Raw genomic sequence first — 14,139 nt, forward strand, 5'->3', positions numbered from 1 at the left:
TCACGGTCTCCGGGAACAGCACCGCGCACTCGGAGTCATAGCCCGCGGTGTGGTCGGTCAGCGTGACCGCGACGAACTTCGGGTTGTCATAGCGGTCGGCCTCCAGGTCGGCGATCCACGCCGGCCACGGTCCGGCGATGAGCAGCGCCTCGAAGCGCGTGTCGCGCGAGCCGTTCTGGGTGTACATGGGAAAGAGCACGAGATGCTCGATCCCGTTGGCGCGGTCGCGCTCGGGGCGGAACAGCTCCAGCGACGTGGCGAAGTCCGGCTTGGGGAAGTTGTCGTCGGCCCAGGCGCGGAGGTCGGCGACGGCGGCGCGCAGGTACTCGTCCTGATGGGCGAAGCGCGACACGAGCGCCTCGACCGCGCCGGCCATCGTCTCCACATGCGCGCGTACGGCAACCTCGTCGTGGGCGGTGACGTCGAGCGAGCCGTCGGGCTCCTGCAGGACGCGTAGCGCGTCGGTGGCGTTGCGCAGCGCGATCCAGGCGGGGTCGGCAGCGGCCTCGGAGGCGCCCCCGGCCGCCGGGCGCGCGTACGCGGCGGCGCCGGCCCAGGCGATGATGTTGGTCCACAACGCCTCATGGCCGAGGTCGCCGAGACAGTCGTCGCCGAAGAGGTCGGAGTCGGCGAGCGCGACGACGCGGCCCGCGCCGTGGCGGACGGCGACAGCCAGCGGCGCGCCCGGCGTCGAGGCACTCGGCGCGGTGCGTGCGAGCACCTGCGCGTCGGTGCCGCCGGCGACGGTCAGCGTGCCGGAGCGGTAGAAGCAAGCGTCAGTCACACCGGCCAAGAGGTCGCCGCCCGCACCGCGCTCGCCGCGCCCCAGCTGCGCGCGCACCCAAGACGGCGTCGCGTTGAGGTTGCGCTCGTAGTCCTGCACGGTGTCGTGCTCGATCGTGACCCCGAAGCGGGCGAGCAGCAGGTTGAGGTTGTTGCCGTACTTGTCCTGCTCGCTCTCGCCGAGGACGACAAGCCCGCCGCCGGCGTGCACGAACGCCTCCAGCGCGTCGAGCTCGGCGTTGCTGAGCACTGGCGATCCGACCCCGGTCGTCGCCTCCCACTTGGGTTCGCTGGGATGGGCGAGGACCACGACGTCAACGCCGTCGAGCGCCCCCGCGTCGAGCGCGCCCTCGGCGTGCGCATCGACCGCGATGCGCCGCGCGCGCAGGATGTCAGCCGCGCGCGCGTAGGAGACGTCGGCCGGGTGCGAAGGCTGCATCCGCGCCGCAAGCTCCGGCCGGATCGTCCACGCCTGGGCGTGGGCTTCGTCGAAGAGCACGCGGACCACTGGTCGCAGAGGGGCCATCCATTGAGGCTACGCCTCTCGCGAACCGCACTCAACCCCGTTATCGTGCGGCTGATGAGCGATCTCTTGCGCACAGACGACGTCGATCGCCGAATTCTTGCGTGCCTGATCGAAGACGGCCGCTCGACCTACGACGACGTCGGCAAGCGCGTCGCGCTGTCGGCTCCCGCCGTCAAGCGCCGGGTGGATCGCCTGCGCGAGCGCGGCGTCCTGCGCGGCTTCACCGCGCTAGTCGACCCCGCCGCGCTCGGCGCCACGACCGAGGCGCTGATCGAGCTCTTCTACGCGCCCGGCATCGGCCTCGACGCGGTGCGCGAGTCGCTGCGTCCGCTACCCGAGGTCGTCGAGGCATGGTCGGTTACCGGCGACGCCGACTGCATCGTCCGCGTCCGCGCCACCGACCCTCAGGACCTCGAGCGCGTGATCATGGAGCTCCAGCGCGAGTCCTCGGTCGTGCGCACACGCTCGCAGATCATCATGTCGCGGTTGATCGAGCGGCGGGATTGACGGCGTCCAGCAGCCCCCACGCCGCCGCCGGGTCGAACTGCGTGCCGGTCCCCGCGACGATGCGCTCGCGGGCCAGCGGCTCGGCGAGCGCCGGCCGATACGGCCGCGTCGAGGTCATCGCCTCGTAGGCGTCGCAGACGGCGATGATGCGGGCGCCGATCGGGATGTCCTCGCCCGCCAGGCCGTCGGGGTAGCCGTCGCCGTCCCAGCGTTCGTGGTGGTGGCGCACGGCGCGTGCGGCGGGGCGAAAGCCGGGGATGGACTCCAGCGCACGGGCGCCCCAGACCGGGTGCTCGCGCATGATCGACCACTCGGTGTCGTCGAGCGGGCCGGGCTTGTGCAGGATCGCGTCGGGTACGCCGATCTTGCCGAGGTCGTGGAGGTGCGCGGCGATGCGGAGGTGCTCGAGCTCATCGCCGGTCACGCCGACACGGCGCGCGACCTGCTCGCAGAGCGCCACGACGGTCCCGCTGTGTTGGCCCGTGTAGCCGTCGCGCAGGTCGAGCAGCGAGGCGAGCGCCTGGACGCTGGCGTTCAGCGTGAGCGCGAGCTGGCGCTCAGCCTGGCTGGCGCGCAGCGCCTCGCTGGCCAGGGCCGCGAGGTCGTCACGCCCGCGCTCGAACCGGTCGTGGTGGGGGAGAAGACGAGCCATGTCCGCTGAGTGGTTCCGCCTCCTCGAGCATTCAAACAGGCTGGTGGACGGACGAACTACCTTTCAGAGCGAAAGGTGCACAAAGATGGGTCGTTTCCGGGCGCGATTGTCCGCCAACGGGCCAGACGGCACCCGCGCCCCGTTCCCGGGAGAATCGTCGGTCCGTGCCGACCCACCTGCCTCTGGACTACGACAAGCGGCTGATGCTCTTCGCGGGGCGCGCCTCCAACGAGCTGGCCGGCGCGATCGCGCAGCGTCTCGGTGTGGAAGCCGGGCCCGTCGACCTTCAGACCTACGCCAGCGGCGAGATGTACTGCCGCTACGAGGAGTCGGTGCGCGGCGCCGACGTCTTCGTCATTCAATCGCTGGCCGGCACCCGCGACGGCACGCTGTCGCTCAACGATGCGCTGATGGAGCTGGTGCTGATGATCGACGCGGCGGTCGGTGCGTCGGCGCACCGCGTCATCGCCGTGATCCCGTGGTTCGGCTACAGCCGTCAGGACATGAAGTCGCGGCTGCGCGAGCCGATCAGCGCCCGCGCCGTGGCCCGGATGCTCGAGTCCGTCGGCGTCAGCCGCGTGCTGACCGTCGATCTGCACACCGGCCAGGCCCAGGGCTTCTTCCGCGTGCCGGTCGACCACATGACCTCGCTGCACACGCTGACCCAGGACCTCGGCGAGCGATTGCCGGCCGATGCCGTCGTCGTCGCGCCGGACGCCGGCCGCGTGAAGCTGGCCAAGAAGTTCGCGACCCACCTTGGCGCCGAGCTCGCGATCCTGGACCCCGAGGCCATTCACGAGAGCCACCGCGTGATCGGCGAGGTCGCCGGCCGCAAGACCGTCGTCGTCGACGACATCATCGACACCGGCAGCACCCTGACGGCCGCCGTCGGCGCGCTGCGCGATGCGCAGGCGACGTCGATCAGCGCGGTCGCGATGCATCCGGTCCTCAGCCCGGGGACGCTGGAGCGCGTCGGCGCGCTCGGGCTCGAGGAGCTGTTGGTGACCGACACCGTCGGCGTCCCGTCCGGCGCGCCGGACTACCTGCGCGTCGTCAGCTGCGCCGACCTGCTGGCCGACACCATCCACCGGATCTTCGTCGACGACTCGGTCGCCGAGGCGTTCGGCGGCGACAACCTGTAGCCCGCTCGCCCGCGGGCTCCTAGACGACCTGTCCATCGTCCCCTGACAGGTTCTGACGTCTCGCGGGTTTTCGGGCGGCCGCGGACCCGTCACGATGGGCCTCATGACGCACGACGAGCTGCAGCAGGCCGCGAGCGACCACCTGCTGCTGCATTTCTCCAAGCAGTCGATCGACGACCTCCTCGTGCTGGAGCGCGGCGAGGGCCCGTATGTCTTCGACACCAAGGGCAAGCGCCACATCGATGCCCTGTCGAGCCTGTTCTGCGCGCAGATCGGCTACTCCCACGGCGAGGAGATGGCCGCCGCGGCGGCGGCGCAGCTGACGACGCTGGCGTTCAACACCAACTGGGGCACGGCACACCCGGCGTCGATCGAGCTGGCGGCCAAGCTCGCGAGCGTCGCGCCGCCGGGCATGGAGCGCGTCTTCTTCACCAGCGGTGGCTCGGAGGCCGTCGAGGCGGCGTGGAAGCTCACGCGCGAGCACTTCCTCGCGATCGGCCAGCCCCAGCGCACCAAGGCGATCGCCCGTGACATCGCCTACCACGGCGTTACGCTCGGCGCACTGTCGTTCACCGGTGTGCAGCGCTTCAAGGAGCCGTTCGGCCGCCCAGCGATCGACGTCACCCACGTCTCCAACACCAACATGTTCCGCGGTCCCGATGGCGGTCCGGTGACCGACCCCGCCGCGTTCTGCACCATGTTGCTGACCGAGATCGAGGACGCGATCCTCGCCGCCGGCCCCGACGAGGTCGCGCTGATCATCGCCGAGCCGGTGCAGAACGCCGGCGGCTGCCTCGTCGCCCCACCCGGCTATTGGCAGGGGCTGCGCGCGCTGGCCGACAAGTACGGCGCGCTGCTGATGGCCGATGAGGTCATCTGCGGCTGCGGGCGCCTCGGGGAATGGGTCGCCACCAGCCGCGAGGGGATCTCGCCCGACCTGGTGTCCTTGGCCAAGGGCCTGACCTCGGCGTACGCGGCGATGGGCGCCGTGATCGCCGCCGAGTCGGTCGTCGCGCCGATCGTCGAGCACGGCGTGGTCTTTCGCCACGGCATCACCTTCGGCGGCCATCCGGTCTCCTGCGCGATCGCGCTCAAGAACATGGAGATCTTCGAGCGCGACGGCGTCCTGGAGAACGTGAAGGCCTTGACGCCCCACCTCGCCGAGACGCTCGGCACGCTCACCGACCTGCCGATCGTCGGTGACGTCCGCGGCGATGGCTTCTTCTGGGCGATGGAGCTGGTCAAGGACGATGACAACTCGACCTTCGATCAGGCTGAGCGCGACAAGCTGCTGCGCGGCTTCCTGCCCGGTCGCCTGCGGGAGGCGGGGATCATCGCGCGCGCCGATGACCGCGGCGACGCCGTCTTGCAGATCGCGCCGCCGCTGATCGCCGACAAGGCGCTGCTGGACGAGATCGTCGCCCGGCTGCACGACGTGTTCAGCGACGCGGGCGTCCACATGGGCCTCGCAACGGCGCCCGCGCGGGCGACGGCGTGAGCAAGGCGCTCAACCGCCAGGCCGCATCGCGGATCCCTGAGGCGGAGCTCCTGGTATGAGCGCGACGGCCGTCCTGCAACAGCGCAACCTCGTCGGCGGCGAGCTGCTCGACGCCGTCGACGGTGCCACGCGCGAGATCCTCAACCCGGCCACCGGCGAGGTCATCGCGCGCGTGCCCGAGGGCAGCGCCGCCGACGTCGAGCGTGCGGTCGCGGCCGCACGCGCCGCGCGTATTCCGTGGCGCGACGCGACCCCCGGACGCCGCCAGGAGCTCCTCCTCGCGCTCGCCGACACCATCGATCGTCACGGCGAGGAGCTCGCCGCGCTGGAGTCGCTCAACGTCGGCAAGCCGCACGCGCTCGCCGCCGAGGAGCTGCCGATCTGCGCCGACGAGCTGCGCTTCTTCGCGGGCGCGGCGCGCACGATGAACGGGCCCGCCGCCGGTGAATACGGCGCCGGCTACACGTCGATGGTCCGCCGCGAGCCGCTGGGCATCGTCGGGCAGATCGCGCCGTGGAACTACCCGTTGATGATGGCCATCTGGAAGATCGCGCCTGCCCTGGCCGGCGGCAACACGGTGGTGTTGAAGCCGTCGGAGCTGACGCCGATCTCCACGCTGCGCTTCGCCGAGCTGGTCGCCGACATCCTGCCGCCCGGCGTGCTCAACGTCGTCACCGGTGACGGGCCCGGCGTGGGGGAGGCGATCGTGCGTCATCCGGAGATCGCGCTCGTCTCGCTCACCGGCAGCGTGCAGACCGGCAAGTCCATCGCCCGCGCCGCGGCCGACACGCTCAAGCGCGTGCACTTGGAGCTGGGCGGCAAGGCGCCGGTGATCGTCTTCGAGGACGCCGACCCCAAAGCCGTCGCCGCGGGCCTGCGCGTCGCGAGCTTCCTCAACTCCGGCCAAGACTGCACCGCCGCCTCGCGGGTGCTCGCCGCGCCCGGGATCTACGAGGCGCTGCTGGAGGAGCTCGTCCCGGCCGTGGCGTCGCTGAACGTCGGCGACCCTGCGGCCGGCGCACAGATCGAGATGGGCCCGGTCATCTCCGCCCGCCAACAGCAGCGCGTCCTGGGCTTCCTGGATCGCGCGACCAGCGCCGGTGCGCAGCTGCTGACCGGCGGCAGTGCCGGCCACGATCGCGGCTTCTTCGTCGAGCCCACGGTTGTCGCTGGCGTCGGCCAGCAGTCAGAGATCGTCCAGAGCGAGGTCTTCGGCCCGGTCGTCACGGTCCAGCGACTGCGGGACGCGAGCGAGGCCTTTGCGCTGGCCAACGACGTGCCCTACGGCCTGGCCGCCTCGGTCTGGACGCGCGACACCGGCACCGCGATGGAGGCGATCCGCCAGCTCGACTTCGGCTGCGTCTGGATCAACGACCACCTGCCGTTCCTCTCGGAGATGCCGCACGGCGGCTTCAAGGAGTCGGGCTACGGCAAGGACCTCTCGGTCTACGCCCTCGAGGACTACACGCGCGTCAAGCACGCGATGATCAAGCTCGAGTAGGAACAGCCGACTACCTTCACTGGTGGACGACGTTCGCACAACGGAGCACGACTGCGACAAGCTGCGGGAGGCCGCCATCCGTCTTCAAGCCGCCGAGGCGCGCGCCGAGGCTGCTGAACAGGGCCTGCGCCATCAGACCCTGCACGACCCGCTGACCCAGCTGCCCAACCGCGCGCTGCTGCTGGACCGGCTGCGCCTCGCGGTCGCCCGCCGCCGGCGCGCAAAGACCTGGGTCGCGGTCCTCTATCTCGACGTCGACGACTTCAAGGGCATCAACGACAGCCTCGGCCAGGCGGCCGGCGACGAGTTCCTCCGTACGCTCGCGCCACGCCTCAGCCAGGTGCTGCGACCCAGCGACACGCTGGCGCGGCTCGGTGGGGACGAGTTCGCGATCCTCTGCGAGGGCCTCGACGAGGTGACCGAGAGCGCCGCGATCGCCGAGCGGCTGCTCGCCGTCGTCGCTCAGCCGGTCGAGATCGCCGGCGTGCAGCTGCTCCCGAGCGCGAGCATCGGCATCGCGCTGACCGGGCCGGGCGCGGTCAACGACGGGGAGGATCTCCTCCGCGATGGCGGCGTCGCGATGTACCGCGCGCGGGCCGGCGGCCATGGCCGTTACGAGATCTTCGACGATCGCATGCGCGCCGAGACGGTCGAGCGCGTGGCCCTGACGCGCGACCTGCGCCGTGCGATCGAGGACGGCGACCTGCGGCTCGTCTACCAGCCGATGGTGCGCTTCGCCGAAGGTCGCGCGCACGCGGTCGAGGCGCTCGCGCGCTGGACCCATCCCGAGCGCGGCGAGATCCCGCCCGATCGCTTCATCTCGCTGGCCGAGCAGCACGGCCTGATCGAGCCGCTGGGCCGCTGGGTCCTGCACGAGGCCGTCGACCAGTTGCGCCGCTGGCGCGACGCCGGCCTGCCGATGGGCGAGATGGAGATGTCGATCAACGTCTCACGCGTCCAACTCAGTCGGCGCGGCTTGGCCGAGCAGATCTTCGAGGTGCTGGCCGAGCGCGAGATCCCGACCCGGCAGCTCGTCGTCGAGGTCACCGAGTCGGCCGTGATGGATGATCCCGCGGTGGCCAACGCGACGCTCGACGCGCTGGCGCAGGCCGGCGTGCGGATCGCGCTGGACGACTTCGGCGTCGGCCAGTCCTCGCTCGCCTGTCTGCGCGACCTGCCGCTCGACGCGCTCAAGCTCGACCGTGGCTTCATCACGAGCCTCGCCTCCAGCCGCCAGTCGGCCGCGATCGTCCGCGCGGTCTGTGACATGGCCCGGACGCTCAACTTCTCGGTCGTCGCCGAAGGCGTCGAGACCGGCGCCCAGAGTCAGGTCGTCGAGGCGCTGGGCTGCGACATCGGTCAGGGCTTCCTCTACGCACGGCCCGTGCCGCCGCAGGAGATCCCGGCCGTCGTTGCCGAGCTCGATCGCCGGCTCGGCACGTCGGCGCCGGCGGCCGACGGCACCGTCGCCCTCGGCTAGGCCCACGTTGCGGCGAGAACGCGCCGCCAGTTGCCCCAGGCGATTGCGGCGATCTCCTCGCTGGTGAAGCCATCGTCGGCCAGTGCGTGCAGCAGCCGCGGCAGCCCCGCGGCGTCGCCCAGCTCGTCGGGGATGTCGCCGCCGTCGAAGTCCGAGCCGAAGCCGACGTGGCGCACGCCGATGCGGTCGGCAACGTGGCGGATGTGCGCGACGATGGTGCTCAGCGGCGTCGAGCGGTCAAGGGCGCCGTCGGCGCGCAGGAAGTCCACGATGTAGGGGATGCCGACGATGCCGTTCGAGCGACCGACCGCATCGAGCTGGTCGTCGGTGAGATTGCGTGAGGCCGGCGCCAGCGCGTGGGCGCCGCAGTGCGAGGCGATGATCGGGTCGCCGGTGATCTCGGCGACGTCCCAGAAGCCGCGGGTGTTGAGGTGGCTGACGTCGACGGCGATGCGCAGGTCGTTGCAGCGCGTGATCAGCGCCCGCCCGGCAGCGGTCAGCCCCTCTCCGGTGTCGGGCGTCGACGGGAAGCGAAACGGCACGCCGTGGCCGAATGCGTTGGGGCGGCTCCAGACCGGGCCGAGCGACCGCAGGCCGGCGGCATGCCAGTGGTCGAGGGCTTCCAGGTCGGGGTCGATCGCCTCCGCGCCCTCCAGGTGCATGATCGCGGCCGGGAGCCCGCCGTCGGCCGCGGCGTCGACGTCCTCGATCGTCCGCGCGACGCGCAGGTGGCCCTGGCGCTCGAGGGCCAGCAGGCGCCCTGCCGCCGCGGTCGCGTCGCCGGCTGCGTCGGCATATTTGATCTCCTCCGCGAGCGGCAGGTCATAGCCGCCGCCGGCGCCGTTCTCGAAGTCCAGCTCGGCGCCGGGGCCATCGACGAAGATCGCCCAGATCGACGCGACCAGCCCGCCGGCGCGGGCACGAGGGAGGTCGAGGTGGCCATCGGGCCGGCCGGGAACGAGCCGATCGGCGCTCGCGCGGGTCAGCGCGTCGTGATGGCCGTCGAAGATGGGCTGGTCCACGCCGCGCAGACTAACCGGGCGAGGGTTCGGCGTACCCCGGGGCGGTATCGTGGATCGATGTCCGAAGCTCCCGCCGCCCGCGGCTACACCGCCTCCAAGGATCAGCTGCTCAAGCGTCTGCGTCGCGTCGAGGGGCAGGTTCGCGGCATCGAGGGGATGGTCGAAGACGATCGCTACTGCATCGACGTCCTCACCCAGATCAGCGCGGTGCAGGCGGCGCTGGACAAGGTCGCCCTCGGCCTGCTCGACGGCCACGCGCGGCACTGCGTCACCGGCGGCCCGGAAGCACTGCAGACGGACCGAACCGATGAGCTGATGGCAGCGGTTGGTCGCCTCATGCGCCGGGGATGATCGGCCCGCGGCGGCGTTAAACGGGCCGATATACCCAACAAACGCGTCGTCTTAACGTCTGTCGGGGTTATTTCGTCTCCCGGTGGGGCAGTATTCGATGGGCCGTGGCAGCCCATGACCTCGTTCGCCTTCTCGACGCCGACCCGGAGCTCGGAGAGCGCGTGGCGCCCGACGACGTCGAACGGGCGCGCCATCAGCTCGTCGCCGAGACGCGCCGCGTGCCGACCGGCCGCTGGGATGCCGCGGGGGTCCTGGAGCCCGGCGGAACCCCGCTGGGCCTGCTGCTCCTGGACGGCCTGCTGCTGCGTGACCTCGACCTCGGCCGCCGCGCCTCGACCGAGGTCCTCGGCTTCGGCGACATCCTGCGCCCGTGGGACACCGACAGCGCCAACTCCGACCTGCCGTTCGTCGCGCGCTGGACGGTCCTCGAGCCGCTGCGCCTCGCCGTCCTCGACGAGCGCTTCCTGTACTCGGCCGTGCACTACCCAGCGGTCATCGATGCGCTCTTTGCCCGTGCCTCCCGGCGCCAGCGCGGGCTGTCGGTGCGGCTGGTGGTCAACCAGCTCGTCCGCCTCGAGGATCGGCTGACCCTCGCCTTGTGGACGCTGGCCGAGCGCTGGGGCCGCGTCACGCCCGACGGCGTCCTGGTTCCAATGGGATTGACCCACAGCGCGCTCGCGCGCCTGGTCGGCGCCCGGCGCCCGTCGGTGACCTCCGCGCTGGGCGAGTTGGCCCGCGACCACCTGCTGGAGCGCACCGAGGAGGGCTGGCTGCTGCGGGGCGATCCCGCGCACCTGGTCGATCCGGTGACCGAGCGCCTGCTCGCCCCGGCCCAGGCCTAGCCGCGCGCCCGCGAGTACGCTGCGGGCATGGAGGAGGGGCGCGTCCGCTGGGCGCAGAGCGGCGAGTCGCACATCGCCTTCCGTGTGCTCGGCGACGGGCCGGTCGACCTCCTCTTCCTGGGCGGCTTCCTGTCGCACATCGAGGTGCTGCTCGAGGAGCCCGGCCTGCGGCGCTGGTGGGAGCGTCTGGGCTCGATCGCGCGCGTCATCCTGGTCGATCGCCGCGGCCTCGGCCTCTCCGACCCGCTCGACGGGACGCTGGCGCTGGCCGACGAGGTCGCCGACATCGACGCGGTGCTCGATGCGGCGGGCTGCGACCGCGTCGTCGTGCAGTCCTACGCGGCCGGTGGCCCGCTAGCGATCGAGTACGCCACCGCCCGGCCGGACCGCACGCTCGCGCTCATCCTCTATGCCTCGGTGCTGGCCACCGAGCGCGACGACGAGGTGCCGTTCGCCGATTCCGACGAGACACGTCAGGAGCGCCTCGCCGGCCTGCTGGAGGGCTGGGGCACCGGTGCCAACCTCGACGACATGGCGCCGAGCGTCGTCGACGACGCTCGGATCCGCGCCTGGCTCGGGAAGCTGGAGCGTCAGTCCGCGACGCCGGCCGGCATGCTGCGCCTCGCCGCCAACCTGCGCGGCATCGACGTGCGCCACCGCCTGCCCACGCTCCGCGTGCCGACGCTGATCCTGCATCGGACCGGCGATCGCCTGATCAACGTCGGCCACTCGCGGCTGGCCGCCCAGCAGATCCCCGGCGCACGGCTTGTGGAACTGCCGGGGGTCGACAGCCTGCCGATGATCGGCGACACCGAGGCGCTGCTGGGGGAGATCGAGGAGTTCCTGACCGGCAGCCGCACGTCGACCAGCGGCCTGCAGCGGCGGCTCATGACGATCCTCTTCACCGACATCGTCGATGCAACCGGCCATGCCGCGCGCATGGGCGACGGGCGCTGGCGCGATCTGCTCTCAGCGCACGACAGCGCGATCCGCCGGGAGGTGGAGCGCTACGGCGGCCGGGAGGTCAAGACCGTCGGCGACGGCTACATCGCCGCGTTCGAGGGCCCGCCGTCTGACGCCTTGCGCTGCGCCCGCACGGTCGTCGCGGTGGTGCGCGGCCTGGGCATCGAGATCCGCGCGGGTCTCCACACGGGGGAGTGCGAGCTGATTGGCGACGACGTCGGCGGGATGGCCGTGCACATCGCCGCGCGCGTGTGTGACATGGCGGGCCCCGAGGAGATCCTGACCTCGGGCACCGTCTTCGGCACGGTCGTCGGCTCGGGCCTGGACTTCGAGGCGCGCGGGGCGCATCTGCTGCGCGGTGTCCCGGGACCCTGGCCGATCTTCGCATTGAACGGCTGATCGCTCAGCAGCACGAGGCGTTGCAGCTTCACGCCATCGCGAACGGCCCACCGCAACCTTGGCCCATCGGCCCAGTTGTCATAGGGAAAGGAAACCGACAGGGAGGCTTTCCACCCCATGTTCCGCAAGCTCCGTTCCAAGGGCTCGCTGGTCCTCGCGTCCGCGGTGATCATCGGCCTGCTCGCCAGCTCCTTCGCGGTCGCGTCCGGCGAGGGCAAGAACCTGATCCTCGGCAAGCGCAACCCGGGCTCCAACAACTCGGCGGCGTTGACGAGCGAGACGCAGATCATCGCCAACAACGGCACCTATGGCACCCGCCAGTCCAACAAGTCCGCCAAGGGCGGTGGCGCCATCTACGGCTGTCGCTCAGCGCTCGGCGGCTCGACGACGGGCAACGCGCCGTGCATCCGCGCCAGCAACCTGGCCAACGGCCGGGCGTTCGAGTTCTCCGCCAACGGCGGGACCGAGGTCGGCGCGATCACCTCGGGCAACGCCAACGCCGCGCCGTTCACCACCAACGCGCACGGCGTCGCGACCGGGCTGAACGCCGACCAGGTCGACGGCAAGGGCGCCGACGACATCGCCAAGGCCGCCCATGACGACGCGCTGACCACCGCCCAAGGCCTGACCTCGTTCGCCGCGGTGGCGGCCGACGGCACGCTCGGCGGCAAGCGCGGGGCCAGCACGTCGGCGACGACCGGCACCGGCACCTACACGGTGGCGTTCGCCAACGACATCTCGGCCTGCGCCATTCAGGTCACGGAGGCCACGGTCACCGCTGCGGGCGCCGCGGCGGCCGAGCTGACCACCGACAAGAAGACGGTCAACGTGAGCACCCGCGACGACGCGGGCGCGCTGGCCAACCGGCCGTTCCACATCACGGTCAACTGCTGAGTTGACCGCCTAGGTTCTTCGCACGCGTCTGCGGGCGCGTGCGAAGGCCAGGCGCGACAGCAGCGTGATCCAGTCGGCCAACCCGCCGTAAAGGTGGCCGAGCGGTCCCGTGTAGATCCATGCGAGCACGCGTGTGGAAGGGGAGAGGCGGCGGGCGGCCATCGGTCCCCTGACGCTATCTTCACTTGCCTAATGGCCGCTGCAACGAACGTCAAGACCACCGTCGAAGAGCTCCCCGAGTCCCGGGTCCGAGTTGCCGCGGAGGTCGCCCCGCAGGAGGTCCAGCGCCGCGTCAACGAGGCCGCCGGCAAGCTCGGCCGCGACCTGCGCATGCCCGGCTTCCGCAAGGGCAAGGTCCCCGCGCCCGTCGTCATCCAGCGCGTCGGTCGCGACGCCGTCCTCGACGATGCCGTCCGCGCCACGTTGCCCCGCTGGTACGTCGAGGCCATCGACGAGGCCGGCCTCAAGACGGTCGGCGAGCCCGACGTCGAGTTGGGCGACCTGCCCGCCGAGGGCCAGCCGCTGACCTTCACGATCGAGATCGGCGTGCGCCCGACGGCCACGATCGGCGACATCGCCAAGCTCGACGTCACCAAGCGCGAGCCCGAGGTCGACGACGCCGCCGTCGACGAGCAGGTCGAGACGCTGCGCCAGCAGCTCGGTCGCCTCGAGACGGTCGAGAAGACCTCCGAGAACGGCGACTTCGTCGTCATCGACTTCAAGGGCTCGATCGACGGCGAAGACGACGAGCGCGACTACTTCTCCGGCGGCGAGGGCCGCGACCACCTGCTCGAGCTCGGCTCCGGCCAGTTCATCCCCGGCTTCGAGGAGCAGCTCGTCGGCCTGAAGGCCGGCGACGAGAAGGTCGTCGAGCTCACGTTCCCCGAGGACTACGGCTCCGCGCCGCACCTCGCTGGCCAGCCCGCGCAGTTCGAGGTCACCGTCAACGAGGTCAAGGCCAAGCAGCTGCCCGAGCTCGACGACGACTTCGCCACCGAGGCCGGCGGCTTTGACTCCATCGACGAGCTGCGCGAGGACATCGCTTCCCGCATGCGCGAGGCCGATGAGCGCAAGATCGAGGCGGAGTTCCGCGAGGCGGCGCTGGACGCCGTCGTCGAGGGCGCCACCGTCGAGATCCCCGACTCGCTCGTCGAGGCCCGCGCGCAAGAGCTCTGGGACCAGATGCTGCATTCGCTGTCGCACCGCGGCATCACCAAGGACGCCTACCTGCGGATCGCCCAGAAGACCGAGGAGGAGCTCCTCGCCGAGGCCCGCCCGGACGCCGAGCAGGCGCTGCGCCGCGAGGCCGTCCTGGCCGCCGTCATCGAGGCCGAGGCGATCGAGCCCTCCGACGGCGACATCCTCGACGCACTCCAGGACACCGCCCTCCAGCAGGGCGTCGCGCCCGAGAAGCTGCGCAAGCGCCTCGAGCAGCAGGGCCGCCTCGACGAGCTCAAGGAGGATCTGGCCCAGCGCCAGGCCGTCGAGCTGCTCGCCGAGCGTGCCGGCGGCACCCCTGCGGCGTCCTAGGACGAGCGTCGAGCGCCCTTCAGGACGGGCGTCTACAACCGACCTGAAA

General features: G+C 71.4%; 13 protein-coding genes. 10 read left to right on the forward strand and 3 right to left on the reverse strand.

The genetic code is table 11. From position 1 onward, the window contains the following. Positions 1 to 1,309, reverse strand: a 1,309-nt coding sequence (locus tag VGO10_RS16125) for a DUF6421 family protein (protein WP_327470185.1), incomplete at its 3' end; no start/stop codon positions are given. A 66-nt stretch (positions 1,310 to 1,375) separates the two neighbouring features. On the opposite strand from VGO10_RS16125, the gene VGO10_RS16130 reads away from it, so the two are divergent. Then, positions 1,376 to 1,816 carry an Lrp/AsnC family transcriptional regulator gene (locus VGO10_RS16130; protein ID WP_349258955.1) on the forward strand — a complete coding sequence of 147 codons (441 nt, stop codon included), beginning with the start codon at positions 1,376 to 1,378 and terminating at the stop codon, positions 1,814 to 1,816. Here VGO10_RS16130 and VGO10_RS16135 read toward each other — a convergent pair. Beyond that, a complete protein-coding gene (locus VGO10_RS16135; RefSeq protein ID WP_327470189.1) occupies positions 1,785 to 2,468 on the reverse strand; it encodes an HD-GYP domain-containing protein in 684 nt (227 codons plus the stop codon). The genes VGO10_RS16130 and VGO10_RS16135 overlap by 32 nt on opposite strands. Positions 2,469 to 2,650: 182 nt before the next feature. Between VGO10_RS16135 and VGO10_RS16140 the strand changes: the two genes are divergently transcribed. The 4 genes from VGO10_RS16140 to VGO10_RS16155 all read left to right on the forward strand — a co-directional run bounded on the left by VGO10_RS16140 (position 2,651) and on the right by VGO10_RS16155 (position 8,089). Continuing rightward, complete coding sequence (locus VGO10_RS16140; RefSeq protein ID WP_349258956.1) at positions 2,651 to 3,610, forward strand: ribose-phosphate pyrophosphokinase; 960 nt, start codon at positions 2,651 to 2,653, stop codon at positions 3,608 to 3,610. Between the two features lie 103 nt (positions 3,611 to 3,713). Beyond that, on the forward strand, positions 3,714 to 5,108 hold the full coding sequence (locus tag VGO10_RS16145; RefSeq protein ID WP_327470193.1) for an aspartate aminotransferase family protein: 1,395 nt from the start codon (positions 3,714 to 3,716) through the stop codon (positions 5,106 to 5,108). Between the two features lie 55 nt (positions 5,109 to 5,163). Then, positions 5,164 to 6,609: a gamma-aminobutyraldehyde dehydrogenase gene (locus tag VGO10_RS16150; RefSeq protein WP_327470195.1), complete on the forward strand. Its 1,446-nt coding sequence runs from the start codon at positions 5,164 to 5,166 to the stop codon at positions 6,607 to 6,609. A 22-nt stretch (positions 6,610 to 6,631) separates the two neighbouring features. Beyond that, a complete protein-coding gene (locus tag VGO10_RS16155; protein ID WP_327470197.1) occupies positions 6,632 to 8,089 on the forward strand; it encodes a bifunctional diguanylate cyclase/phosphodiesterase in 1,458 nt (485 codons plus the stop codon). On the opposite strand, the gene VGO10_RS16160 is transcribed toward VGO10_RS16155, so the two are convergent. Then, positions 8,086 to 9,111, reverse strand: a complete 1,026-nt coding sequence (locus VGO10_RS16160) for a dipeptidase (protein ID WP_327470199.1) — start codon at positions 9,109 to 9,111, stop codon at positions 8,086 to 8,088. The two genes, VGO10_RS16155 and VGO10_RS16160, sit on opposite strands and share 4 nt — an antisense overlap. A gap of 57 nt (positions 9,112 to 9,168) precedes the next feature. Here VGO10_RS16160 and VGO10_RS16165 point away from each other — a divergent pair, with 57 nt between their 5' ends. From VGO10_RS16165 to tig, 5 genes are all read left to right on the forward strand, one after another. Further along, positions 9,169 to 9,462, forward strand: a complete 294-nt coding sequence (locus VGO10_RS16165; protein WP_327470200.1) for a metal-sensitive transcriptional regulator — start codon at positions 9,169 to 9,171, stop codon at positions 9,460 to 9,462. Positions 9,463 to 9,566: 104 nt separating this feature from the next. Continuing rightward, a complete protein-coding gene (locus VGO10_RS16170) occupies positions 9,567 to 10,304 on the forward strand; it encodes a Crp/Fnr family transcriptional regulator (protein ID WP_327470202.1) in 738 nt (245 codons plus the stop codon). A gap of 27 nt (positions 10,305 to 10,331) precedes the next feature. Further along, entirely contained in the window at positions 10,332 to 11,666 is a 1,335-nt protein-coding gene (locus VGO10_RS16175) for an adenylate/guanylate cyclase domain-containing protein (protein ID WP_327470204.1), read from the forward strand. 117 nt (positions 11,667 to 11,783) lie between these two features. Continuing rightward, positions 11,784 to 12,560 carry a hypothetical protein gene (locus tag VGO10_RS16180; RefSeq protein ID WP_327470206.1) on the forward strand — a complete coding sequence of 259 codons (777 nt, stop codon included), beginning with the start codon at positions 11,784 to 11,786 and terminating at the stop codon, positions 12,558 to 12,560. Positions 12,561 to 12,752: 192 nt separating this feature from the next. Beyond that, positions 12,753 to 14,090 (forward strand): trigger factor, encoded by a 1,338-nt coding sequence (gene tig / locus VGO10_RS16185; RefSeq protein ID WP_327470208.1) that lies wholly within the window; start codon positions 12,753 to 12,755, stop codon positions 14,088 to 14,090. The last annotated feature ends 49 nt before the right edge of the window (positions 14,091 to 14,139 follow it).

The sequence above is a fragment of the Baekduia sp. genome, from assembly GCF_035996765.1.
Taxonomy (GTDB): domain Bacteria; phylum Actinomycetota; class Thermoleophilia; order Solirubrobacterales; family Solirubrobacteraceae; genus Baekduia.

Excerpts from the sequence above, each read along its gene's own strand:
- VGO10_RS16135 (WP_327470189.1), bottom strand. The coding sequence starts at position 2,468 with ATGGCTCGTCTTCTCCCCCACCACGACCGGTTCGAGCGCGGGCGTGAC.
- VGO10_RS16145 (WP_327470193.1), top strand. The coding sequence starts at position 3,714 with ATGACGCACGACGAGCTGCAGCAGGCCGCGAGCGACCACCTGCTGCTG.
- VGO10_RS16150 (WP_327470195.1), top strand. The coding sequence starts at position 5,164 with ATGAGCGCGACGGCCGTCCTGCAACAGCGCAACCTCGTCGGCGGCGAG.
- VGO10_RS16165 (WP_327470200.1), top strand. The coding sequence starts at position 9,169 with ATGTCCGAAGCTCCCGCCGCCCGCGGCTACACCGCCTCCAAGGATCAG.
- VGO10_RS16175 (WP_327470204.1), top strand. The coding sequence starts at position 10,332 with ATGGAGGAGGGGCGCGTCCGCTGGGCGCAGAGCGGCGAGTCGCACATC.
- VGO10_RS16180 (WP_327470206.1), top strand. The coding sequence starts at position 11,784 with ATGTTCCGCAAGCTCCGTTCCAAGGGCTCGCTGGTCCTCGCGTCCGCG.
- tig (WP_327470208.1), top strand. The coding sequence starts at position 12,753 with ATGGCCGCTGCAACGAACGTCAAGACCACCGTCGAAGAGCTCCCCGAG.